The sequence below is a fragment of the Paenarthrobacter sp. TRD_SC_7 genome, from assembly GCF_056156245.1.
On record NZ_CM149587.1, the window covers coordinates 295,197 to 316,939 of the forward strand.

The 21,743-nt window shown below is 62.7% G+C and carries 22 protein-coding genes; 9 read left to right on the forward strand and 13 right to left on the reverse strand.

The genetic code is table 11. The features are described 5' to 3' along the window. The first annotated feature begins 39 nt into the window (after positions 1-39). Genes AC0J5Z_RS01500 through AC0J5Z_RS01510 form a run of 3 tightly spaced genes read left to right on the forward strand, consistent with a single transcriptional unit; the run spans position 40 to position 3,766 of the window. Positions 40-783, forward strand: coding sequence for a Type 1 glutamine amidotransferase-like domain-containing protein (locus tag AC0J5Z_RS01500; protein WP_475036984.1), 744 nt, complete (start codon positions 40-42; stop codon positions 781-783). Then, entirely contained in the window at positions 776-2,212 is a 1,437-nt protein-coding gene (locus AC0J5Z_RS01505) for an amidase (RefSeq protein WP_475036988.1), read from the forward strand. Before AC0J5Z_RS01500 ends, AC0J5Z_RS01505 begins: the two co-directional genes overlap by 8 nt. 54 nt (positions 2,213-2,266) lie before the next feature. Next, positions 2,267-3,766 carry a peptide MFS transporter gene (locus AC0J5Z_RS01510; protein WP_475036991.1) on the forward strand — a complete coding sequence of 500 codons (1,500 nt, stop codon included), beginning with the start codon at positions 2,267-2,269 and terminating at the stop codon, positions 3,764-3,766. A 225-nt stretch (positions 3,767-3,991) separates the two neighbouring features. Here AC0J5Z_RS01510 and AC0J5Z_RS01515 read toward each other — a convergent pair whose 3' ends face one another. After that, complete coding sequence (locus AC0J5Z_RS01515; RefSeq protein ID WP_475036993.1) at positions 3,992-4,669, reverse strand: DUF4190 domain-containing protein; 678 nt, start codon at positions 4,667-4,669, stop codon at positions 3,992-3,994. Between the two features lie 243 nt (positions 4,670-4,912). Between AC0J5Z_RS01515 and pgm the strand changes: the two genes are divergently transcribed. Next, a complete protein-coding gene (gene pgm, locus AC0J5Z_RS01520; protein WP_475036994.1) occupies positions 4,913-6,574 on the forward strand; it encodes a phosphoglucomutase (alpha-D-glucose-1,6-bisphosphate-dependent) in 1,662 nt (553 codons plus the stop codon). A 94-nt stretch (positions 6,575-6,668) separates the two neighbouring features. Here pgm and AC0J5Z_RS01525 read toward each other — a convergent pair whose 3' ends face one another. Together AC0J5Z_RS01525 and AC0J5Z_RS01530 are read right to left on the reverse strand one after the other, a co-directional pair. Continuing rightward, the gene (locus tag AC0J5Z_RS01525) at positions 6,669-7,169 is read right to left on the reverse strand and encodes a 2'-5' RNA ligase family protein (RefSeq protein ID WP_475036996.1); all 501 of its coding nucleotides are present in this window, start codon (positions 7,167-7,169) and stop codon (positions 6,669-6,671) included. A gap of 215 nt (positions 7,170-7,384) precedes the next feature. Next, on the reverse strand, positions 7,385-7,990 hold the full coding sequence (locus AC0J5Z_RS01530; protein ID WP_475036998.1) for a malonic semialdehyde reductase: 606 nt from the start codon (positions 7,988-7,990) through the stop codon (positions 7,385-7,387). Between the two features lie 244 nt (positions 7,991-8,234). Between AC0J5Z_RS01530 and AC0J5Z_RS01535 the strand changes: the two genes are divergently transcribed. After that, positions 8,235-9,590: a uracil-xanthine permease family protein gene (locus AC0J5Z_RS01535; protein ID WP_475037003.1), complete on the forward strand. Its 1,356-nt coding sequence runs from the start codon at positions 8,235-8,237 to the stop codon at positions 9,588-9,590. A 35-nt stretch (positions 9,591-9,625) separates the two neighbouring features. Here AC0J5Z_RS01535 and AC0J5Z_RS01540 read toward each other — a convergent pair whose 3' ends face one another. Genes AC0J5Z_RS01540 through AC0J5Z_RS01565 form a run of 6 tightly spaced genes read right to left on the reverse strand, consistent with a single transcriptional unit; the run spans position 9,626 to position 15,912 of the window. After that, positions 9,626-10,450, reverse strand: coding sequence for an ABC transporter ATP-binding protein (locus AC0J5Z_RS01540; RefSeq protein ID WP_475037007.1), 825 nt, complete (start codon positions 10,448-10,450; stop codon positions 9,626-9,628). Beyond that, positions 10,447-11,256 carry an ABC transporter ATP-binding protein gene (locus AC0J5Z_RS01545; protein WP_475037011.1) on the reverse strand — a complete coding sequence of 270 codons (810 nt, stop codon included), beginning with the start codon at positions 11,254-11,256 and terminating at the stop codon, positions 10,447-10,449. The genes AC0J5Z_RS01540 and AC0J5Z_RS01545 overlap by 4 nt, the downstream gene beginning before the upstream one ends. A 4-nt stretch (positions 11,257-11,260) precedes the next feature. After that, the gene (locus tag AC0J5Z_RS01550) at positions 11,261-12,124 is read right to left on the reverse strand and encodes an ABC transporter permease (protein ID WP_475037015.1); all 864 of its coding nucleotides are present in this window, start codon (positions 12,122-12,124) and stop codon (positions 11,261-11,263) included. Then, complete coding sequence (locus tag AC0J5Z_RS01555) at positions 12,121-13,071, reverse strand: ABC transporter permease (RefSeq protein ID WP_475037017.1); 951 nt, start codon at positions 13,069-13,071, stop codon at positions 12,121-12,123. Before AC0J5Z_RS01555 ends, AC0J5Z_RS01550 begins: the two co-directional genes overlap by 4 nt. Before the next feature lie 4 nt (positions 13,072-13,075). Then, positions 13,076-14,728 carry an ABC transporter substrate-binding protein gene (locus AC0J5Z_RS01560; protein ID WP_475037019.1) on the reverse strand — a complete coding sequence of 551 codons (1,653 nt, stop codon included), beginning with the start codon at positions 14,726-14,728 and terminating at the stop codon, positions 13,076-13,078. Continuing rightward, entirely contained in the window at positions 14,725-15,912 is a 1,188-nt protein-coding gene (locus AC0J5Z_RS01565) for a C45 family autoproteolytic acyltransferase/hydolase (RefSeq protein ID WP_475037020.1), read from the reverse strand. Before AC0J5Z_RS01565 ends, AC0J5Z_RS01560 begins: the two co-directional genes overlap by 4 nt. Positions 15,913-16,060: 148 nt before the next feature. On the opposite strand from AC0J5Z_RS01565, the gene AC0J5Z_RS01570 reads away from it, so the two are divergent. Continuing rightward, on the forward strand, positions 16,061-16,909 hold the full coding sequence (locus AC0J5Z_RS01570) for a MurR/RpiR family transcriptional regulator (RefSeq protein WP_475037022.1): 849 nt from the start codon (positions 16,061-16,063) through the stop codon (positions 16,907-16,909). Positions 16,910-17,138: 229 nt separating this feature from the next. Here the strand turns inward: AC0J5Z_RS01570 and AC0J5Z_RS01575 are convergent, their stop codons facing one another. The 3 genes from AC0J5Z_RS01575 to AC0J5Z_RS01585 all read right to left on the reverse strand — a co-directional run bounded on the left by AC0J5Z_RS01575 (position 17,139) and on the right by AC0J5Z_RS01585 (position 19,457). After that, complete coding sequence (locus tag AC0J5Z_RS01575) at positions 17,139-18,527, reverse strand: lysozyme (protein ID WP_475037025.1); 1,389 nt, start codon at positions 18,525-18,527, stop codon at positions 17,139-17,141. A gap of 172 nt (positions 18,528-18,699) precedes the next feature. Further along, positions 18,700-18,966, reverse strand: a complete 267-nt coding sequence (locus AC0J5Z_RS01580; RefSeq protein ID WP_475037027.1) for a helix-turn-helix domain-containing protein — start codon at positions 18,964-18,966, stop codon at positions 18,700-18,702. Next, positions 18,966-19,457: a DUF2975 domain-containing protein gene (locus AC0J5Z_RS01585; protein WP_475037029.1), complete on the reverse strand. Its 492-nt coding sequence runs from the start codon at positions 19,455-19,457 to the stop codon at positions 18,966-18,968. The genes AC0J5Z_RS01580 and AC0J5Z_RS01585 overlap by 1 nt, the downstream gene beginning before the upstream one ends. Before the next feature lie 194 nt (positions 19,458-19,651). Here AC0J5Z_RS01585 and AC0J5Z_RS01590 point away from each other — a divergent pair, with 194 nt between their 5' ends. After that, the gene (locus AC0J5Z_RS01590) at positions 19,652-20,218 is read left to right on the forward strand and encodes a type 1 glutamine amidotransferase domain-containing protein (RefSeq protein WP_475037031.1); all 567 of its coding nucleotides are present in this window, start codon (positions 19,652-19,654) and stop codon (positions 20,216-20,218) included. A gap of 129 nt (positions 20,219-20,347) precedes the next feature. Here the strand turns inward: AC0J5Z_RS01590 and AC0J5Z_RS01595 are convergent, their stop codons facing one another. Beyond that, positions 20,348-20,665 carry a putative quinol monooxygenase gene (locus AC0J5Z_RS01595; RefSeq protein WP_475037034.1) on the reverse strand — a complete coding sequence of 106 codons (318 nt, stop codon included), beginning with the start codon at positions 20,663-20,665 and terminating at the stop codon, positions 20,348-20,350. A gap of 96 nt (positions 20,666-20,761) precedes the next feature. Between AC0J5Z_RS01595 and AC0J5Z_RS01600 the strand changes: the two genes are divergently transcribed. Continuing rightward, positions 20,762-21,373, forward strand: a complete 612-nt coding sequence (locus AC0J5Z_RS01600) for a TetR/AcrR family transcriptional regulator (RefSeq protein ID WP_475037035.1) — start codon at positions 20,762-20,764, stop codon at positions 21,371-21,373. A 157-nt stretch (positions 21,374-21,530) separates the two neighbouring features. Continuing rightward, positions 21,531-21,740 (forward strand): hypothetical protein, encoded by a 210-nt coding sequence (locus AC0J5Z_RS01605; protein ID WP_475037036.1) that lies wholly within the window; start codon positions 21,531-21,533, stop codon positions 21,738-21,740. Positions 21,741-21,743: the final 3 nt, after the last annotated feature.

Consider the following 21,743-nt stretch of genomic DNA (forward strand, 5'->3'; position numbering starts at 1 on the left):
CGAACGTTCCCCCCAACATCGGCCCGTTAGGAGTGCCCCATGGCTGCTGGGCAACCCACCATTCTGGCGACGTCCGGCGGCTACAAGCCGGGCGATCGCACCAGGATCGAGTTCAACCACTTGATGCACTATGCCGTCGAATTGTCCGGCCTGACTGGTCGCGCGCCCCGGGTGACACACATTGGAACAGCGTCCGGTGATCAGCGCTGGTGGGCCGCGGAAATGGACCAGGCCGCTCGTATTGCGGGGTTCGACTTCAGTCACCTGAACCTGTTCACCATGCCCAACATCGAGGACCCCGAAACGCACCTTCTGGAGCAGGACGTGGTGTGGGTCAACGGCGGTTCGGTGGTGAATCTGCTGGCAGTTTGGCGGGCCCACGGCTTGGACAGAATGCTTCGGAGGGCGTGGGAAGGCGGCGTGGTGCTGGCTGGCGTCTCCGCAGGATCCATCTGTTGGTATCAGGGCGGCGTGACGGATTCCTTCGGCCCGGAACTAAAGCCTGTCACCAATGCGCTCGGCTTCCTCCCTTACGGCAATGGTGTCCACTACGACTCCGAACTGCGCCGCGCGCCGGCCATCCACAAGCTGGTGGCCAACGGCACGCTGGGTGAGACGCATTGCACGGACGACGGCGTCGGGCTGGTTTACCGGGGCACGGAACTTGTTGAGGTGGTGTCCGAAGTGAAGAACAAGGCAGCATTCCGGGTGACCGCCGGCGCCGGCGAGAGTGTGGACGCTGTTGCTGTGGAGGAACGGTTGGAGTCGCGTTTCCTTGGTTGATCTTTTCCAGCATGACCTTTCACGACTGACCGCTGTTGAGCTCCGTGATGCCCTCGCGTCCGGCCGCCTCTCCGCACGGGAAGCCACCGAGCACTTCCTCTCGGCGATTGAATCCCGGAACAAGCAACTGGGCGCCTTTGTCACAGTCACGGCTGAACAGGCCCTCAAAGATGCCACGGCGGCCGATCACTTCCATGCGCGGTTTTTCCGGGAGCACCGCCTCAGTGAGCTCCCCCTGCTTCACGGCATGCCCATCGCTTTCAAGGACCTCACCGATGTGGCCGGCGTTCCCACAACGCACGGCAGCGCAGCCTTGGAGCACAAGCCTGCACCCGAGGACGGTGCACTCGCGGCTACCCTGAAGGAGCGGGGTGTCATCTCGCTGGGCAAGACGCAGGTTCCAGAGTTCGGACTCACCGCCTACAGCGAAAACCGCGTCGCACCGCCGTCGCGCAATCCGCACGCCTTGGGACGCAGTTCCGGCGGCTCGTCGGGCGGCAGCGCTGCCGCGGTGGCTGCGGGGCTTGTCCCGTTTGCACCAGGGACCGACGGCGGCGGGTCCATCCGGATACCGGCCGGCGCCTGCGGACTGGTCGGCTTGAAACCGGGGCGGGGCCTGGTGCCAGCGGGTGCCAGCGCCGGCGACGCCGCCAAGTTGGTGGTTGCCGGACCCCTCGCGCGGACCGCCGCGGATGCGGCGCTGCTTATGGACGCGCTGGTCCCGAAGAATCACGCCCCCGACGGCGGTTTCCTTGCCAATGTGGGGCTGGCGCCGGAACCCCTGAGAATCGGCGTGAGCCTGGACAGTCCATGGGCCGGCCTCTATCCGTTCGAGATCGTGCCGGAAGCGGTGGACGCCTTGGAGCTAGGGACGATGCTGCTCGAGAAGGCCGGCCACAGCGTCACCGAAGCCGAAATCCGCTACGACAACCGCTATCCCGAAGCGTTCACAACAGCCTGGACTGCCGGCGTCGGGAGTGCCCGGATAGCACCCCAGCGCGAGGCGTTGCTGACCCCTCTGACCCGGACGTTCCGGCGTCGGGCGCAACAGCGGAGTGCGTTGAAGGTCAATGAAGCTCTGAGCTTCCTACGGCAATTCGAGCACGATACCGTCACGCAGTACGCCGGGTGGGACGTGATCCTCATGCCCACTCTGGCGCAGACACCGCGACCCATCGGCTGGTTTACGGGCGGCGGGCACAGCGGTGAGCCGTGGCCGAGCGAGTGGGCTGGCGATGCTGATGAGGACTACAAAAGGCAGTGCCAGTACGCACCATGGTCCTCCATGGTGAACGTGTGCGGACTCCCGGCGATCAGCATTCCGGTGCACATTACGCCGAACGGCCTTCCAATGGGGATTCAGCTGATTGGCCGGCTGGGATCTGAGCTGTTGCTTCTCCAGCTCGCAGCCGCCCTTGAGGCCCACTGAGACGCGCGTCTAGCATACGGAAAGTGGTTGCCCTGGGCATTCATCGATGTGACAATGCCCGCAGTCAGTGCCAGCATTGAGAAAATGAGCACACCTCAAACCACGGCTGAGTCCGCAAAGCCAGCGGGCGATACGTCATTCTTCGGCCACCCAAAGATGTTGGCCAGCCTCTTCTCCGTGGAAATGTGGGAGCGATTCTCCTTCTACGGCATGCAGGGAATTCTGCTCTACTACATGTACTTCACCGCCGAGCAGGGCGGTCTTTCCATTGACCAGGGGCTCGCTGCTGGTTTGGTGGGAGCGTACGGTGGTGGCGTTTACCTGTCGACGATCCTCGGTGCATGGCTCGCCGACCGTCTCTTCGGCTCCGAGAAGGTCCTGTTCGGCTCGGCCATCATGATTATGGCCGGCCACGTCGCACTCGCGCTCCTGCCGGGCATTCCGGGCCTGATCGCAGGTTTGGTGTTGGTGGGCATCGGCTCCGGTGGCCTGAAAGCCAACGCCACGGCACTTGTCGGCAGCCTGTACGGCGAGAAGGACGAGCGCCGCGACGCCGGCTTCTCCATCTTCTACATGGGCATCAACATCGGCGGGCTCATCGGCCCGCTGGTCACGGGTTGGCTGCAGACGAGTTACGGCTTCCACATCGGCTTCGGCGCCGCGGCAGTGGGCATGGCGATCGGCTTGGTCATCTACTCCCTGGGCCGCAAGAGGCTCCCCGATGAGGCGCACCGCGTTCCCAACCCGCTCCCCGCGAAGGACCGCACCAAGTACGGCCTGATCTTCCTGGCCATCCTGATCGTCATCGGCGTGCTGCTCGGCACTGGGATTGTCAACGCCAACAACCTGGCCCGGAGCATGGCCTACGCGGCAATAGCCGCCGCGGTGGTCTATCTGTTCCTGATCTTCCGCAGCCCGCTGGTCACCGGCGTGGAGCGGAAGCGCGTAGTGGCCTTCATCCCCTTGTTCATCGCATCGGCCGGGTTCTGGGCGCTGTTCCAGCAGCAGTTCACGTTCATCGCCGTGTACTCGCAGGAGAAGCTGGACCGCAACCTGTTCGGCTGGGAAATGCCGGCCGCTTGGGTCCAGTCCATCAACCCGGTGTTCATCATCATCTTCGCCGGCGTCATGGCTGCGCTGTGGACCAAGCTGGGCTCCAAACAGCCAAGCTCCCCACTGAAGTTCTCCGCTGGCCTGTTCATCATGGGCCTGGCATTCCTTGCCTTCATCCCGTTGGCCGGCGAGGGAAAAACCCCGCTCCTGGCACTCGTGGGCATCCTGTTCATGTTCACCCTGGCGGAACTGTTCCTCTCCCCCATCGGCCTGTCCGTGAGCACCAAGCTCGCCCCGCAGGCATTCCACACGCAGATGGTGGCGCTGTTCTTTCTGTCCGTCTCGCTCGGCACCACGCTGGCTGGCATCCTCGCGGGCCTGTACAACCCCGAAGATGAGCTCCCGTACTTCCTGGGCATCGGCGGCGTGGCAGTGGTCCTGGCCGTTGGCCTGGCTGCGGCATCGCCCGCGATCAAGAAGCTGATGGGCGGGGTGCGCTAACTTCCGCACCCCGCGCTAACGCCACCGCCGCGCAAACCGGCTGACGGCACGCAAACGGACCAGCGCCGCCCATATTCAGGCAGCGCTGGTCCGTTTCCGTGTCACCTACGAATTTACGCGGCGCAGGTGGGTCCCCGGGCGGCGCAGGTGAGCCTTAAAGAACGACGGCGCCCCTTGCGTTGGGTGGGATTCCCACCTGACGTAAGGGGCGCCGTCGTACGCGGTTTAGAAGTTGTTGTTATAACTGCTGCTTGAGGCGCCGATGGCGATGAAGAAGATGATGCCGAAGATCAGCGTCAGCGCCACGCCGAGGTATCCCATCACGAGGCCGGCGATTGCCATGCCCTTGCCCGCGGGTTCGCGCTTCAGGGCGAGGTGGCCCAGAATCACGGCTGCGATCTGCGGGAGGATGAAGAACCCGAAGCCGACATAGACAGCGATGCCGCAGCACATGCTGGCAATGCTCAGGCCCTTGGGCTCTGCCTGCATGGCGTAATACGCTGGCTGGCCGTACGGTGACTGCGGCTGGCCATAGGGCTGCTGGCCATAGGGCTGCTGATTGAACGCCTGCTGCTGGTACGGGCTCGGCGGCTGACCGTACGGCGACGGGGGCTGCTGGCTGTAGTCGCCCGGAGCGTACGCGCTGGTGGACTGCTGCGGCTGCGTGTAGAAGTCGTTCCTTCCCTGGGCGTCCTGCGTGTACGGGTTCTGCCCGTGCGCGCTCTGCTCGTAGGGCGGGAGCGGCTGGGTGGCGTTGGCGCCGTGCTCAGGCGCACTCTCGGCGGGCGTGCCCTGACCGGGCGTGCTCGACTCGGGCGCGCTGAACTGTGCGGGCGGAACGTACTGCGGCGGTTCGTAGCCCGCCGGCTTGTCCTCGTTGCCCTTGGATGGCTGGTCTGACATAGGAATCCCCCTGGATTTGGTCTTTGATCCCAACACTACCGCCGCCGGGGGCGGCGCATAAGATAGCGCGGGTTGTGGTGTCCGGCCCATGGCAAGTGGAATCCCGTCACGAAGGCGACTGTGAGTAAACGCCAGATGAATCATTGCCTCTCCGTCCCTAGTACTGGCGCCATTCGGCGTCACAGGGGCCGGATCCCGGACATTTCGTGTCAGTGGGCCTAATGGTCTGGCATGCTGGACCCCATGGCTAGCCGAGCGGGCACAGTTGCCCTTCCCCAGGACCTTGTTGACATCACAGCCCTGCTGGACGCGTATTTCGACGTAACTCCGGATTTGGGCGACCCTTCGCAGCGCGTGGCGTTTGGAACGTCGGGGCACCGCGGATCCAGTTTGAAGGCGTCCTTCAACGAGCCGCATATCCTCGCGATCACGCAGGCAATCGTTGAATACCGTGGCCGTCAGGGCATCACCGGGCCACTGTTCATCGGCCGCGACACCCACGCCCTCAGCGAGCCGGCACAGAACTCGGCGCTGGAGGTACTGGCTGCCAATGGCGTGACCGTTCTAGTGGACGCCCGCCACGGCTACACTCCGACGCCGGCACTGAGCCACGCGATCCTCAAGTACAACCGCGAAGCCGCGCCGGGCGCTCCCCAGGCTGACGGCATCGTGGTTACCCCCAGCCACAACCCGCCCGGCGACGGGGGCTTCAAATACAATCCTCCGCATGGCGGCCCGGCAGACACCGACGCCACCGGATGGATCGCCGACCGCGCCAACCAGCTCCTTGAGAACGGCCTCCGCGGCGTTAAGCGCATGCCGCTGAACGATGCACTGGCCGCCGACACCACGGGCAAGTTCGACTTCCTGAGCAGCTACGTGGACGACCTCCCATCCGTGCTGAACCTTGACGCGATCCGCAACGCCGGCGTCCGCATCGGCGCAGATCCCATGGGCGGCGCATCCGTCGACTACTGGGGTGAGATCGGCGAGCGCCACCAGCTCAACCTCACGGTAGTGAACCCGACGGTCGATCCGCAGTGGGCCTTCATGACCCTCGACTGGGACGAGAAGATCCGCATGGATTGCTCGTCGCCTTCGGCCATGGCATCGCTGATTCAACGTATGGCCGCGGGTGCTGATGGCACCGCCGCTTATGACGTCGCCACTGGTAACGACGCCGACGCAGACCGTCACGGCATCGTCACTCCCGATAGCGGCCTGATGAACCCGAACCACTATCTCGCCGTCGCCATCGATTACCTGTACCGGAACCGCAGTGGCTGGAACCCGGAGTCCGTGGTGGGCAAGACGCTGGTGTCATCGTCGATTATTGACCGCGTTGCTTCAGGGCTGGGCCGTAAGCTGGTTGAAGTTCCTGTTGGCTTCAAGTGGTTTGTTCCGGGCTTGCTGTCCGGCGAAGGCGCGTTCGGTGGCGAAGAGTCGGCCGGCGCTTCCTTCAACAAGCTCGACGGCAGCGTGTGGACCACGGACAAGGACGGCATCCTGTTGGCCTTGCTGGCGTCGGAGATCACGGCCGTCACGGGCAAGTCTCCATCGCAGCTGTACAAGGGTCTGACTGACCAGTTTGGCTCCCCCGTTTACGCCCGGATCGACGCCGCGGCCACCCGCGAGCAGAAGTCCAAGCTGGGTAAGCTCTCCGCCGCTGATGTCACAGCCACTTCCCTTGCCGGCGAAGAGATCACGGCCAAGCTCACAGAGGCTCCCGGCAACGGCGCTTCGATCGGCGGCCTCAAGGTGGTCACAGAGAACGCCTGGTTCGCGGCCCGTCCCTCCGGCACCGAGGACGTCTACAAGATCTACGCCGAGTCCTTCAAGGGCGCGGACCACCTTTCCCAGGTCCAGGAAGAAGCCAAGGCGCTGGTGGACGGGGTTATTGCGTAGGTTTTGCTGAGCTGGCGACACGCATATTTGCCAGCGACACTGAAGCGGGCTGAGGACACCCGGATATGGGCGTCCTCAGCCCGTTTCTGTGGCTTCAGTTGGTTTCGGCGTCCTGAGTCCAAAGCCTGAGGATGCGCCGGATGGTGTGGTCGCCTTCCGGAGCCATGTCCACCAGGGCTACTTGGTCAAGCACGACGACGTCTCCGGACTTTGGTCTCTTGCCGTCATGGTGCGAGATGTGCGGCCGATAGCGTTCCAAGACGTAGTTCGGCGTAGCGATCCTGCCCCCGATTGTGCTCACGGCCTCAACGATCTCCTCATGAAGGCCCTGAAGCAGTGGGTTGTGTTCGATCAGGCTCACCGGGATGGACCCCATGTGCCCGAAACCCGCCTCTTCGCCCACTCTCAGCCGGGTACCGAGCGCCCCCTTGACCGGCGCTTCCGCCAGGTCCGCAAGGACACCTGCGACGTCGGCACTCACGTCCGAGCCGACGTCGAACCTTAACAGCGTGATGTGAAGCGGCCAGTTGCTGCGCGGAAAAACCAGCCCCGGCGAGACGGGCTCCGTGAACGCCACCCAGATGAGGTTCCGCATAGGCATAGTTTGCCACCCGGTTTCATCGAAGGAGAGAGCAACGGATCCTGGCGGGAGTGAGAGAGCGTTGGCTCCAAGCCCGAGGTATCTGAGAGAGCGCTGGCTCCAAGCCCGAGGGATGTGAGAGGGCGTTCTGTGGGCTCGGCTGGATCCGGGTCTCCGGCAACACAAAACGCCCGCTCACGTTCATGTGAGCGGGCGTTCTTTGTGAGGTCTTAGACGGTGCGAACAACTTCGTCGTAAGCGAACTTCGGCTTGGCTTCGCCCCAGGCGTCCGGGCCGGGCTGGCCGATGTTGACCACGAGGAAGCTCTTCTGGTCGCCAGCCGGGAAGAATTCGGCGTCGATGGCGGAGAAGTCGGCTCCAGTCATCGGGCCGGCGGCGAACCCGAGCGAGCGCACGGCCAGGATGAAGTAACCGGCCTGCAAATGAGCGTTGTTGTTGCCCGTAGCAGCGGCGAAAGCGGGATCGGCGTCGTACATGGCCTTAGGCGCGCCGTAGGCGGGCAGGAACTTGTCCCACTGGCCGTGCCAGTCGGTGTCGTAGGACAAGATGGCCACCAGCGGAGCGGAGGCGGTCTTGTCCTTGTTGCCGTTGGAGAGGGCGTCAACCAGCTTGGCGCGGGCCTCGTCCGAGCGAACGTAAGTCACACGGAGCGGCTGGGAGTTGAAGGCGGTGGGGCCGAACTTGGTGAGCTCGTAGATGGCGCGGGCCTGCTCGTCGGTGACCTCACCGGCAAAGCTGTTGGCGGTACGGGCTTCGGCAAAAATGGCGTCGACTGCTGCGGCGTCAATGACTGCTTCTTCGTGTGCAATCGTCATGTGTAAACCTTTCGCTGGGCCCTGACCGTGAGCCGGCCGGGCACTTCTGCTTTCCATGGTTGCAACTTCAACTTCCGTTGTCCTCTTCCCGTGACGGCCCGTGACGTTGGGCACAGTAACCTGCTTGCCCCTGCGTTGCGAGGTCCATTTTGCGCGTCATTCGGCGCGCGAGGCGCGTAGAGCAGGCCCCGCAATGGCGGTAATGTTGCACCGAATCCCAACACTCTTCTGAGGAAGGCCCGCCATGAGCATGCTCGGCATGAAATGGAAGCTCCACGGCAACGGCAAGTCCATCCGCCCCGGCCACGTGGTGGCGCCCGACGAGCGGCTCGCATGGCCCCTGACAATCGGCATCGGCATGCAGCACGTCGTCGCGATGTTCGGCGCGACCTTCCTGGTCCCCATCATCACGGGCATGCCACCGGCCACCACCCTGCTCTTCTCGGGCATCGGCACGCTGCTGTTCCTCGTCATCACCAAGGGCCGCGTGCCCAGCTACCTGGGGTCGAGCTTTGCGTTCATCGCTCCGATCATGGCGTCCCAGCAGCAGTACGGCGTCGGTGGCGCCCTGGGCGGCGTGGTGCTTGCCGGCGTCGTACTGGCGCTTATTGGTGCCGTCGTCCAGAAGTTTGGCGCCGAATGGATCAACCGGCTCATGCCACCGATCGTCACGGGTGCGATTGTGGCGCTGATCGGCCTGAACCTGGCACCGGCTGCAAAGGCGAACTTCGACGCCGCTCCGATTACCGCGCTGATCACGCTGGTCACGATCATCCTGGTCAGCGTGCTGTTCCGCGGAATCCTGGGTCGTCTGAGCATCCTGGTGGGTGTTGTGGTGGGGTATCTCGTGGCGATGATGCGCGGTGAGGTCAGCTACGAGAAGATGGACGCCGCGGCGTGGATTGGCCTGCCACTCTTCCAGACGCCCGAGTTCCACATTGGTGTGGTGGGCCTGTTTGTGCCTGTTGTGCTGGTGCTGGTGGCTGAGAACGTGGGGCACGTGAAGTCGGTGGCCGCGATGACGGGCCAAAACCTCGACGGCGTCTCCGGCCGCGCGCTGATGGCCGACGGCGCCGCGACGGTACTCGCCGGCTTCGGCGGCGGCTCCGGTACGACGACGTATGCTGAGAACATCGGCGTCATGGCCGCCACCAAGGTCTACTCGACGGCGGCCTACTGGGTTGCCGGTGTCTTCGCCATCCTGCTGAGCTTCTCCCCGAAATTCGGCGAACTGATCGCCACTGTTCCGCCGGGTGTCCTGGGCGGCGCCGCGACGATGCTTTACGGCATGATCGGCGTGCTCGGCGTGAAGATCTGGGTGCAGAACAAGGTCAACTTCTCCAACCCGATCAACCTCACGACGGCTGCCGTGGCTCTGATTATTGGCATTGCGGACTACACGTGGACCATTGGCGAGCTCAAGTTCACGGGCATTGCACTCGGGTCAGCTGCAGCACTGGTGATCTACCACGGCATGAAGGGGCTGGCCCGTTGGCGCGGGACCGTCGCTGAGCCGGAGACCGAAACGGCGGGGCTGCCGCCTGCGGTGAAGTCGGCGATGAATGCTGCGGCCAAGAGGGGCGGGAAGAAGGGGAAGTAGGGGCTTCGGACAGGAATCCGGCGAGGGCTCCACCCTCACACCCCCACCTCCGCCTCGAACGCCGCCCGCTGCTGCAGCACATCCTTCGGATCCCACCCCGGCCCCGGCATCGAGGAGATCAGCAGCTTCGTGTAACTGTGCTCCGGCGCATTCAGCACTCGCTCAGTAGGACCCTGCTCCAGGATCGACCCCCGGTACATGACCAGCACGTCATCGGTGACCTCGGAGACCACGGCCAGGTCGTGGCTCACGAACAACAGCGCGATCCCGGAATCAGCACGGATCTCGTTCAGCAAGGCAAGGATCTGGGCCTGGACGGACACGTCCAACGCAGACACAGCCTCGTCCAGCACCATCACCGACGGTTCAATAGCCAAGCACCGTGCAATCGCCACGCGCTGCCGCTGGCCACCACTGAGCTGGTGCGGCTTGGAATCACCGTGCTTGGCCAGCAACCCCACCTGATCGAGTAGCGCAGCAACACGGGCAGCACCGGAAGTAAGGCCATGCAACTTCATCGCCTGATCCAGGCACTGCGCCACGGTGAGCCGCCGATCCAGTGAACCGTACGGATCCTGGAACACCATCTGGATCTCCTTGGCACGCCGCAGGCGTGCTGTACGTCCCCGTTCCCGTGTCCCAAGCTGCCGTCCCCGTACGTGGATAGTGCCGGCGTCGGGCGTTTCAAGGCCCACCAACATGCGGGCGATGGTGCTCTTACCGGACCCTGACTCCCCCACCAGCCCCATCGAGCCGCCCGGCGGAATGGCGAAGCTGACGTTGTTGCAGGCCACAACCTCGCCCGCCCCAACGCGGAAGGCCTTCTGCAAGCCGTCGACCTCCAGGACGCGTTCGCTCATGATGCCCTGCTTTCTGAGTTGGGAAGGTGGCCGATAGCCGGAACGGCCGACAACAGCCGGCGAGTGTATTCGTGTTGCGCCTCGTGGAAGAGGTCGTTGCCACGCAGTTCCTCCACGATTCGCCCGCGGTACATCACGTAGACGCGATCGCAGTAGGCGGCGGCGAGGTGGAGGTCGTGGGTGATGAGCAGGACGCCCAGGCCGCGCCGCGACTGAAGGTCACGCAAAATCGCAAGAACTTCGGCCTGAGTGGTTACGTCCAGAGCGCTCGTGGCCTCGTCTGCCAGGAGCAACTTGGGCTGTCCGGTGAGCGCAGCAGCGATCACGACGCGCTGGAGCATGCCACCGGAAAGTTCGTGCGGGTATTGGCGCATCCGCTCTTCCGGCTGCCGGATCCCCACGGCGGCAAGGAGGTCCAGTCCAGCCGCGGCAGCCTCCGAACGGCTGACACCCAGCACGTGCACCAGCCGCTCGGTCAGTGAGTCGCCGATCCTCCGGACAGGGTTGAGCGCCGCCCTCGGGTCCTGGTGAATCATCGCGGCTTCGGACGACCGCACGCGGTGAAGCTCATCCCGGGAGGCAGATAGGACTTCCGTCCCACCCACCGTAATGGAACCTTCGACGGCGGCCGTTTCCGGATACAGCCTCAGCACGGCTCGCGCCGTGGTGGATTTACCGGAACCGGACTCGCCTACCAGGCCCACCACTTCGCCGGCGTCAACGGAGAGACTTACGTTGTCCAGGATGGGATTGACCAAGCCGTTCGCGGTGATGGTCAGGCTGAGACTGTTGATGTCGAGCAGCATTCTTCTACCTCTCAAACCGTGAGTTCAGACGGTCGGACAACCGCACACCCACCACGTTGACGGCCACCACGACGGCGGCAATTGCCACGCCGGGAACCAGCGTCGGCCAAATGTGGCCTTGGATGATGCCGGACTGGCCTTCCTGGACCATGAGCCCCCACTCGGAGCTGGGTGGTTGCGCGCCGAAACCCAGGAAACTGAGCGTTGCAAGGCTCATCAGGCCTTCGCCGAACAGCACCACGAGGTACCCGAGGAGCGGCGGGGTCAGGTTGGGGATGATGTAGCGGACGCAGAGGAAGAACCCGCCCACACCCTGCACGCGGTAGGCATCCACATAGGGGCGAGCCATTTCCGCGAGCGCCAGGGATCGGGTGAATTTCGCGATGACGGGGGCGTAAGCCAGCGCAAGGGCAATGATCGCCGTCGCCGGTCCTTTGCCAAAGACGGCAATCACCAGCACGACGAACAGGAGTCCCGGGAAGGCGAACATGACATCGGTGATGCGTGCCAGCACTACGTCTATCCAGCCGCCGTTCCATGCGGCGACGGTTCCAATGGTTACGCCGAAAACCGTAGCCAACGCCAGAAGGGCCAACGGTCCAAGCAAGGATTCCCGGGCGCCGTGGATGAGCCGCGAGAACAAGTCCTGGCCTACTTGGTCGGTGCCGAGCACGTGAGCGCCGCCCGGCGCCTGCCAGATCGCAGTGAAGTCCACAGCATTGGCGGCATAGGGGGCCACCCACGGCGCGAGCAGTGCCACCATAACCACAACCAGCAGAAAACCGAGGCTGAGAATGTACGCAACGTCGCGCTTCTTCGTGCCGATAACCGGGGTGGACGCCAATGCGGACGTCGAAAGGGAGGTCATGATTTCTTGTCCTTTGCCTTGATGCGCGGATCAAGTAATGGGTGGACCAGGTCCACCAAGGTGGTCACCACCATGTACGTGATGACCATGTAGAGGAGCACGGCTTGCACCACGGGGAAGTCGTGGGTGTTGATCGCGTCCACCAGCAGCTTGCCCACGCCGCTGATGCCAAAGACACTTTCGACGACGACGGTTCCGGCCAGCATGCTGGCCACCACAAGCGCCACCATGGTGAGGATCGGTCCCCACGCGTTGCGGAGAACGTGCCGACGGATCAACTTCGCGGGTGCCAGCCCGAAACTGCGGGCGGCCTCCACGTGGTCCATGGACAGTTGCTCCACCATGGATTGCCGCGTCACCCGGCTGACGATTGCGACGGCGCCAACAGCCAGTGCCACTGCGGGGAGCGCGAGGTGGTGCAGCCGGTCCAGGAACCCTTCGCCGGCCCCGGATACCGGGAACCACCCCAGTTGCACGGAGAAGATGGACACCAGCAGCAGCCCTATTACGAACGAAGGAACGGAGGCCGCGAGCGTAGTGGCTGCCGTGATGGTGGAGTCGGTGCGTTTGCCCTGGCGCAGCGCGGACAGAATGCCCAAGCCGACGCCGACCACGATGAACAGCACGGATGCGATGGCTACCAACGCCAGGGTTGCGGGAAGCCGCGTGGCCATCAGCTCGGCCACTGGCTGGTGATACTGGAAAGACGTACCGAGGTTGCCGATGAAAGCCTGGGACGCCCACAGCCCGTACTGCACAAGGAGCGGCTGATCCAGGTTGTACTGTGCCCTGACCTCGGCAACGCGTTCAGGGGTGATGTTCTCCGGGTTTCCGATCAGGAACGTGACGGGGTCTCCCGGCGCCGCATACATCGCGGCGAAGATGACGAACGAGCTCACCACCAAGGTCAGGATCATTCCCGCGATGCGGGTTGCTGCACGGATCATGGCGTTACTTCTTGCTGCTGCCGACGTCCGCGGCCCACGGGTAGTAAAGGAACGACGCCGACGACGGCGCCCCGCTGATGTCCTTCGACATGGCGATGGTTGCGGGTGTGTGTGCCACAGGGATCCAGACGACGGAGTCGGTCCACTGCTTCTCCAGCTCGATGGCGAGCTTTGCGCGAGCCGCATCGTCCGTGGTGGCCTGAGCTTGCTTGACCTTGCTGTCGTAGCCCTCGCCGTTGAACTTGACGAAGTTGACCTTCGCTGTGGAGGCCCCGTTTTTGTAGAAGCCCACGGGGTCGTTCTTGGAGATGTAGTACTCGTCCGAGAAGAGGTCCGCTTGTGCCCGCAGGGAAGCGTCAGAGTAGAAGTCGCCATACTGCTGGCGTGGAATCGTGACGATTTCAGCCTTCAGGCCGATCTTCTGTGCTGCTTCAACCAGGGCGCTGGAGATGACATTCCTGATGGAGTCGCCACCATTGGCAACAACAATGGGTTCCGTAGGTACGCCAGCGTCCTGCACCAGCTTCTTGGCCTTCTCCAGGTCTTCATTGGCCGGCTGGGCAGGAGCGCCCGCCAAAGCTTCGTAGGCACTGTTGAACGTGGCCTCTTCGTACCCCCAGGCACCCGGCCCCACAGGCGTCTTCCACGGTTTGGCCAGTCCGCCGAATGCCGCTTGGGCAACGCCTTGACGGTTCAATGCCAGCGACAATGCCTGCCGGATCCGTTCGTCTTTAAGGGCGCCGCGTTCCGTGGCGATGAGGGACCAAACATTGGTGGACGGGCCTTGAGCGATCTGGACCTTGTCGCTTTTCTGCAACGGTCCGGCCGTCGCGGGGCTGTCCAGGTAAGCACCTTGGGCTTCGCCGCTGGTGAGGGCGTTCACGATCGCGTTGTCATCAGCCCAGCGGAACGTGATGGTGTCTGCCAGGGAAGCGTTGTCGGCATCCCAGTAGTCAGTGTCCTTGGTGAGGGTGATGTTGGAACCTGCGGACCACTTCTCAAGTTTCAGGGGACCCGAGCAAGCGTCAGGGGCCGACGGCGACCCGTAGTTCGCGCCTTGGGCTTCCACAACCTTGCGGTTCAGCACGATTCCGCCGTTCCCGGCCATGGCCTGGAGGAATATGGCATCGCGCTGCTTCAGCGTGACAGTAATTTGGTTGTCACCGGTCTTTGCCATGTCGGTGACGTTGGCATATTCGTCGGACTCGTCAGCACCCTTGGCGGCATGCCGTTGCATGCTCCAGAGCACATCGTCGGCCGTCATGGGTGTGCCGTCGTGGAACTTCACGTCCTTCCGGAGCGTGAAGACCACCGTGGTGTCCGAGGTCCATTCAGCTTTCTCGGCCAAGTGGGGCGTGGTGGTGAGATCCGGCTGCAGCTGCATCAACCGTTCGCACACGTTGGACATGATGGTGTTCTCGGCCGTTGCGCTGTCGATGTCCAGGTCAAAGGTGGCTGGCTCTTGGGTGATCATCCATGTGAAGGAGTCGATCTTGCCCTCAGCTTCAGCGGTAGTGGGGCCGAAGGAAACGTCAGTGGGGGTGCTCTGGGCTTGAGGACCTGCTGCGTTGCAGGCACTCAGCGCCAGGGTGAAAGCGGCCGCACCGGCAATCACGCCGGTTCGGGCAAAGGGCTTGAATCTATCGTTGCGTTTCACAGTGATACCTCTGCAATAGTGGGGTCGAAGGAGTCGTGTGCGGAACCAGGTCCGTCGTAAAGGTTCCAGGGCATTACTTCGTAGTCGTGGTCGCACGGAGTTCCGTTGGTGACCAGGTAATCGCCGGTTGTGAGATCAACGCAGCTGGAAAGCAGCGTGGACCACTGGCGGACGTGGGGACGACGCTGGTCCGGGTGGGTGCAGACGGACTCGGGGAAGCCGAGGTGGTCCGACATTGCCGATTTGATGAGTTCACGGGACTGCGTACTGCTTGTGGCTGCGCTGACCCGTTCGAGGCCCCGCCGTGCCTGCGGAACCCGGAAGAGGGAATCCACGGAGACCGGACGGTAGGTGGCTGCCAGTTGTACCGGCATGAACGCTTCATAGTGGTTGCCATGAACCAGCACCCCGGACTTGTCCGGGTACATCCAGCCGTTGCTGCCCGGAGTGGTTTCCACGTCGATGGAAAATCCGGAACGGTGTGACAGCACAGCATTGCTGGCGATGTGGGGTTTCTGGCGGAAGAGTGTGTTCAACGCATCCGGCAGTTCCGATTGGTCCAGCACCATGCGGCGGATGAAGGTCTGCGGCATTCCGAGTTCGTCGTTGAACCGTCCTCCCAGTCCGTTCGCATTCAGGGCGATGCCTGCAGAGTTTGCGCCGTGCCGGCCGATCTGGCCAGCCTCAACCTGCATGATCAGCGTGGGCTTTGGATCCTGGACAATCCGCAAAATCATCACGGTGTCTTGGGCTCCGAAGCGCCAATCCCAGTTCTGCCCCACGTACATGTGGCCGTCGCCCGACGCTCCATCGGTCAGGACGAAGGAGGTGCATCCGTCCACATCGTCGCGCTCCTCAGGCTCGGGAGCCTTGCCGAAACCAGCGTCGTAGATGATCTCGCCCCGAAGGTTCAGCACCATAATGTCCAGGACGTCCCGCCCGCTGCCCTCCGCGATCCCGCGCATTTCAGTGACCAGGTCCGGAGCAGTCTGCGTGCACAGCCCCATCCAGCGTTCGGCCCTGCCGCGCAGCTGCTCCCAGGTCAGGCCTGTTTGCTGCTGGAATGCCTCCGTGTAGAAATCGATGGCTTTGGTGATCAGGTCTGCGGCAGCACTTCCGTACTGCCTCCCCCGCTCCAGCGGAGGTCCGGAGATCTCCACGATCCGCAAGGATGTGTTGCTCATATCCGTCGGGCCTTTCATTCGGTTTGGCTCACTGTCATCCGCTGTTGAAAGGAGTATCTTTGGAACAACCGTTACAAGTGAGGGCTTCTTTAGAATGAATAGTACATCCGATGTGACTTCTGTAACAGACATTACGAAAAATCGGGGCATGATTAATTTGCGTGGCCGCGTCCGCGAGCACTGGGACAAGCTCTCCAAGGCCGAGAGGACGGTGAGCACCTTCCTCACCAACAGCTCACCTGAACGGCTCCTTTACGCGAGCGCGCAGGAACTCGGCGCCGAGAGCGGTACCAGCAGCGCCACGGTTGTCCGCACAGTCCAGTCACTTGAGTACTCGGGATTACAAGAGCTCAAACGAGACATAGCCACCCCCTTCACCTCAACGGTGGCGCCGGAAGTACGCATGCAACAGCGCATCGACCACATGGGCGCAAGCATCGAAGACATCTGGCAGAACGTGTGGTCCGAGGCAAAGGACAGGCTGGAACTCGCCTCCAGCGCCGACCCCGCAGAGGCGATCGCTCCCGCCGTCGAACTTCTTATGAGAGGTTCCACGATTGTCAGTTACGGCGTCGGCGCGTCCGGCATCGCCGCCCTGAACCTGGCCTTGCGCTGCAATCGGATCGGCCGGCGGGCGAGGTGCATCTCCAGTGACGGCTTCCGGCTTGCGGATGATTTGCTCCAGCTTGGGAGCCAGGATGTGGTGGTCGTCTTCGCTCCGGGTCGTGTAACGGTCGACGTCGAAGTGCTGCTTAAGCGCGCCCGTTCAGTGGGTGCCTCCATCGTCTTGCTGACGGATGAACCCGAGTCGGCGCTTCACGACCTGGCCGACGCCGTGATCCTCGCCCCGCACACGCCGACGGGCATGACCACGGAGGCGCTGCCATCGATCGTGCTGAGCGACGTCCTGGTTCAGGCCCTGGTCTCTGTAGATCACGAGCAGGCAGTGGAATCGTCGCACCAGCTCACGTCGTTGCGCGAGCAACTGGGCTACTGAGATCCATTTGCGTCAATCCAGTACCGCGAGTCCCATACCTGGCAAGTCGATAGAGACGCGTCGCCACTGACCGTGGGCACCGAACACCGGGTCGAGGCCAACCAGGAGTCGATGATCGACGCAGGACCCGAGGATGAGATTGGGGTTCCCGCCCCAAGCTCAAGAGAATGCACTCGCGAGTGCTAACACTGCACTGGTGCAGAAACGTCGGGCCCTGCTTTTGCCCTCGTTAGTTGCCGAATTTGGTGTCGAAACGGCTCATGAACGCAGCCATGGCATCGCGGGCCACCGGTTCAAACGGTCGGTACGTCTTGGTCCCGTTGGCTTCGGTCCACCCGGTACTGATGCCGCTGCTCGCCAGCCAAGTGATCTGCTTGTAGAACGGGTTATTCGTGGCAACATCCGCAAACGGCGACTTCGCGGGGGCGGTGTACGCCGGGGAGCCGGCCAACCGGTACATGAACGCCGCCATGGCATCACGGGCTACCGGTTCAAGCGGCCGGTAGGTCTTGGTCCCGTTGGCTTCGGTCCACCCGGTACTGATGCCCTTGCTGGCAAGCCAGGTGATCTGCTTGTAGAACGGGTTGTTCGTGGCAACATCGGCAAACGGCGACTTCGCGGGGGCGGTGAAGGCGGGGGAGCCGGCCAACCGGTACATGAACGCGGCCATGGCGTCACGGGCAACGGGAGCCAGGGGCCGGTACGTCCTGGCACCGTTCGTCTCGGTCCATCCGGTTGAAATGCCGCGGGACCCGAGCCAATTGACTTCGGTGGTGAACTGGCCGCCGGAGATGTCGGAGAAGATGGGACCCGGATTCTTGGCGAAGGCGGTCAGCTCGGCAAGGGAGCCCCTGAAAACATTCTGATCCCCTGGGAACACTCCGGATTCGGCGTGCTGCCACAAGGCGTAGTTTTTCCAACCGGCCGGCAGAGCACCGGGCGTCGATGCCCAGCTCGCGATGTGCAGTGGGTGGTTCCCGAAGCCGTTTGCCTTACCTGTGCACGTGTTCCACCAGTCGGTGGTTGTGTAGATCGCGGGAAGGCGGCCGGTTCGCGACAGGATGGTGGTGGCGAAGTCGGAGATCCACGAAACCATCTGGCCAGGGGTCATTCCATAGCAGGCGCCGTCGCCATAGGGGCTGTATTCCAGGTCCAGCAGGGCAGGCAGTGTTTTCCCGTCCGGCTTCCAGGCTGCACCGCTCTGCAGGAAGTAGTTGGCTTGCGCTGCACCGGACGACGCGTTGGGGAGGGCGAAATGGTAGGCGCCGTGCAGCATGCCGGCAGAAGCAGCCCCCGAGTATTGGGCTTGGAAGTAGGGATTGCGGTAGGCAGTCCCCTCACTGGCTTTCACGTACGCGAACTTGGCCCCATTGGCTGCGGCCTTGGTCCAATCCACCACGCCTTGGTGGCTGCTGACGTCCATTCCGCGAACGCCTGCCGGCACTGCTAAAGCAGATTCCGTGCCTTGGATAGAGAACAATTCGTCGTCTGCGCTTTCATGACCACGAAGTGTCGATCCCATGGCGTGGTCGTTCTGGGCTGCGGGTGATTCTTCGGACGCGGTGGCCGCCCCTGCCCCCGACGTGGCGAGAACCAAGGTGGCGAGTAGTACAGCCATCGCTTTTGCAGTAGGAAACCACGTCGGCGATTTGCCCGAGGTCTTCGGTCGATTTGAACAGCTGGACATGGAGAATTTCATTCGTCGATTCCTTCGGGGTGCGGGAGGAACCGGCGCCCCCACGTCATTCAGCAAAGCCTACTATCAGGTCGGGGCAATGCAGACCTCGGTACTAGGATCCGCGGCCTTCCCGCACCACTGAACGGCCGCCGTCGTCGTCTATTTCCAATCCCGGGCCAGCCTCCCACCGCAAGAGCTCCCCCGGCTGGCACTCGAGCACCTCGCACAACGCCTCAAGCGTTGTGAACCTGACCGCCTTCGCCCGCCCGTTCTTGAGCACAGCCAAATTGGCCGGCGTAATCCCCACACGCTCTGCGAGAACTCCCACGGGCATCTTGCGCATAGCCAGCATGACGTCGATATCCACGATGATCGGCATCAGATCACCTCATCAAGTTCGGCGCGCAACCCAGCAGCTTCGACATCCCGGGCGACGGCCTGTGCAAGCAGCGTCCGCATCACGAGCACCACCAGCGCCACTCCCCCGATCATCAAAGCAGCCCCGCAGATCAGCATCACAATGCCGGGCGCGGTCTCGCCGGGCGCCAGAATCACCGCGATGCCGAACATCAGCACTGCAGCGAAGGCGATGGCTCCGAAGGTGATGTCCACAAACCGGAATGCCCCGTGGGAGAACACCGTCCCGCGTCGCACCATCGTCAGCAATCGCCACATACAGACCGCAACCACCTGCACGCATAGGATCCCCAGCACCACGATGACCAGCAGCGCAATGCGAGGACCGTCCGGGGCGCCGGCCTCAACCAGATCGACGGAGAACAACGGCACCATCCACACCTGAACGAACAGCGAGCCTGCGAGCACCATCGCAATCACAACCCGCAGTGCGAGAATCGTCAGCTTTCCCATTGGGATCTCCTTTATCGAGCAACAATGCGATTCTATCGTTATTCGATACTTAGGCAAGACTCTCAGCAATCACACAGAATTAGTCAGCTTGCTTACTAAAGCGTCCTTCCCTAGGCTGGAACAGGTCAGACAAACAACTCTCACAGCGGCGGCTCACGCTCAAAAAGCACTCCGCTGCGCAACGAGGAGGAACAATGTCAGAACACAACATCTCAGGCAAAAAGGTTGCATTTCTGCTGACGGACGGAGTGGAGCAGGTAGAGCTCACCAGCCCATGGCAGGCCGTAAAGGATGCGGGCGGCGAGCCCACACTGGTTGCTCCCTCCAAGGGCAAACTCCAAGGTTTCAATGGCGTGGAAAAGGGTGACACCTTCGACGTCGACCTTGCGGTGGCCGACGCCAACGCCTCCGACTTCGACGCACTGGTACTCCCAGGGGGCGTCGTGAACGCGGATCATCTCCGCGTGGATAAAGACGCGCAGAACTTCACGCGGGCCTTCTTCGAGCAGCACAAACCGGTGGCGTCGATCTGCCACGGACCGTGGATCCTCATCGAGGCCGGGGTGATCAAGGGGCGCAATGTCACCTCTTATCACACGCTCCAGACCGACCTGAAGAATGCGGGCGCCAACTGGACCGACGAGGAAGTGGTGGTGGACCAGGGCCTGGTCACCAGCCGCAACCCGGACGACCTCCCCGCCTTCAACAGCAAAGTTGTTGAGGAGATCTCCGAAGGCCAGCACGCAGGCCAGACCGCTTAGCCGGCCCTGCCCACATACGGCAAGTGCCGCCGTCGTGCTTCACAAAAGGCACGACGGCGGCACTTGCCGCTTCGGTTCTACCAGCGATGTCTGGCAGACATCCGAATTAGGGACCGCAGCCCAGGTCGACTAACTGACAGGACTGACCTTGGTCCAAATGGGCACAAGCTGCTTGACGCCAGGTGCGCCGAGGAGCAGAGGAGCGACCTCTTTCTCATATTCACGGTAGGCCGCTGTTCTCAGGAAGGCCGCGGCAGCGGAGGCGTCGCGGTACGACTGGAACGCGCATACAACATCCGGGTCGTTAGGGTCGAGACAGTAAAAGTATGCCTCGTGGCCGTCGTTGGCTTGGACGGCCGGGGCCATATGCCGTTGCCAAAGGGCCTGAACAGCCTCTCGCTGCCCAGGTTTGGTCTGGTGGGTGATGAACAGGGCTATCTGAGACATATCTGTCCTCGCATTCTGTAGCGAATCATTTAGGATCGAAACGGATCGTTTCGCTTAAACCTACACGAATCGTTTCGTTTCGGCTAGGATTAATTCATGAACGACCAGCACCTCACCGCAAAGCCGATGCGACCATCCCGACGCTCACCTCGCACGCAGGAAGCGGTATTGAGGGCCGCTGTCGGACTGTTCGAAGAATCCGGATACCCTCGCATGACCATTGACGCGATCGCAGAACGGGCGGGGGCCAGCAAGGCAACTATCTACAGGTGGTGGCCGGGCAAGGGAGCGATCCTGCTGGAGGCACTCCTGTCAGAGGTAGAGGCGGACCTCGCTTTTCCTGAGACCGGATCCCTGCGAAAGGATCTTTCAGCCCAGCTCTCCGCCCTAGCGCACATGCTCGGAGAAACAAGCCTGGGGCGGATGACAATCTCGCTCCTGGGCGAGGCCCAACACGACACACAGCTGGCTTCGGCTTTCCGTGCAGGCTGGCTTGAGCCGCGACGCGAAGCGGGACGCGAATTCCTCAACCGCGCCATAAAACGCGGTGAAATACGAGCAGACTTAGACCTCGAAGTAGTGCTCGACGGCCTATACGGACCCGTGTACCTGCGGCTGCTGTTCGGACACGGCCCCCTTGACCGAGGCACCATCGAGGCGTTGGTTGATCAGGTCTTGCAAGGAATTGCACCGCACGACCAACACTGACAGTCCTGCTTGGCAGTTCGCGGACCGGCCAGGTTCCGCCCCGTCCACCCCCCTCGCCCGGTTGTTCAGGAAAGCACCTTCCGTGTAACTTAATTAGTAAGCAGGCTGATCATTCAGTCGGCGCGCAGGAGGCCCGTCAATAGCACTGGGATATAAAATGCATGACCCACGGCAAAGCGCACGAAATCTACTGAATCAGAACACCATCACCCTTGAACGGTTATGGATCAGATACTGGGGACAAGGCGGCACCGCCGACCCCATGGAGCTGGACGCCTACGTCCACGAAGCGTTGAGGCCGCATCCTTTCGAACTCGCACTCATTGCGTGGGCCATGGAAGACCTGCGGAGCGGACCGCACCACTAAGTC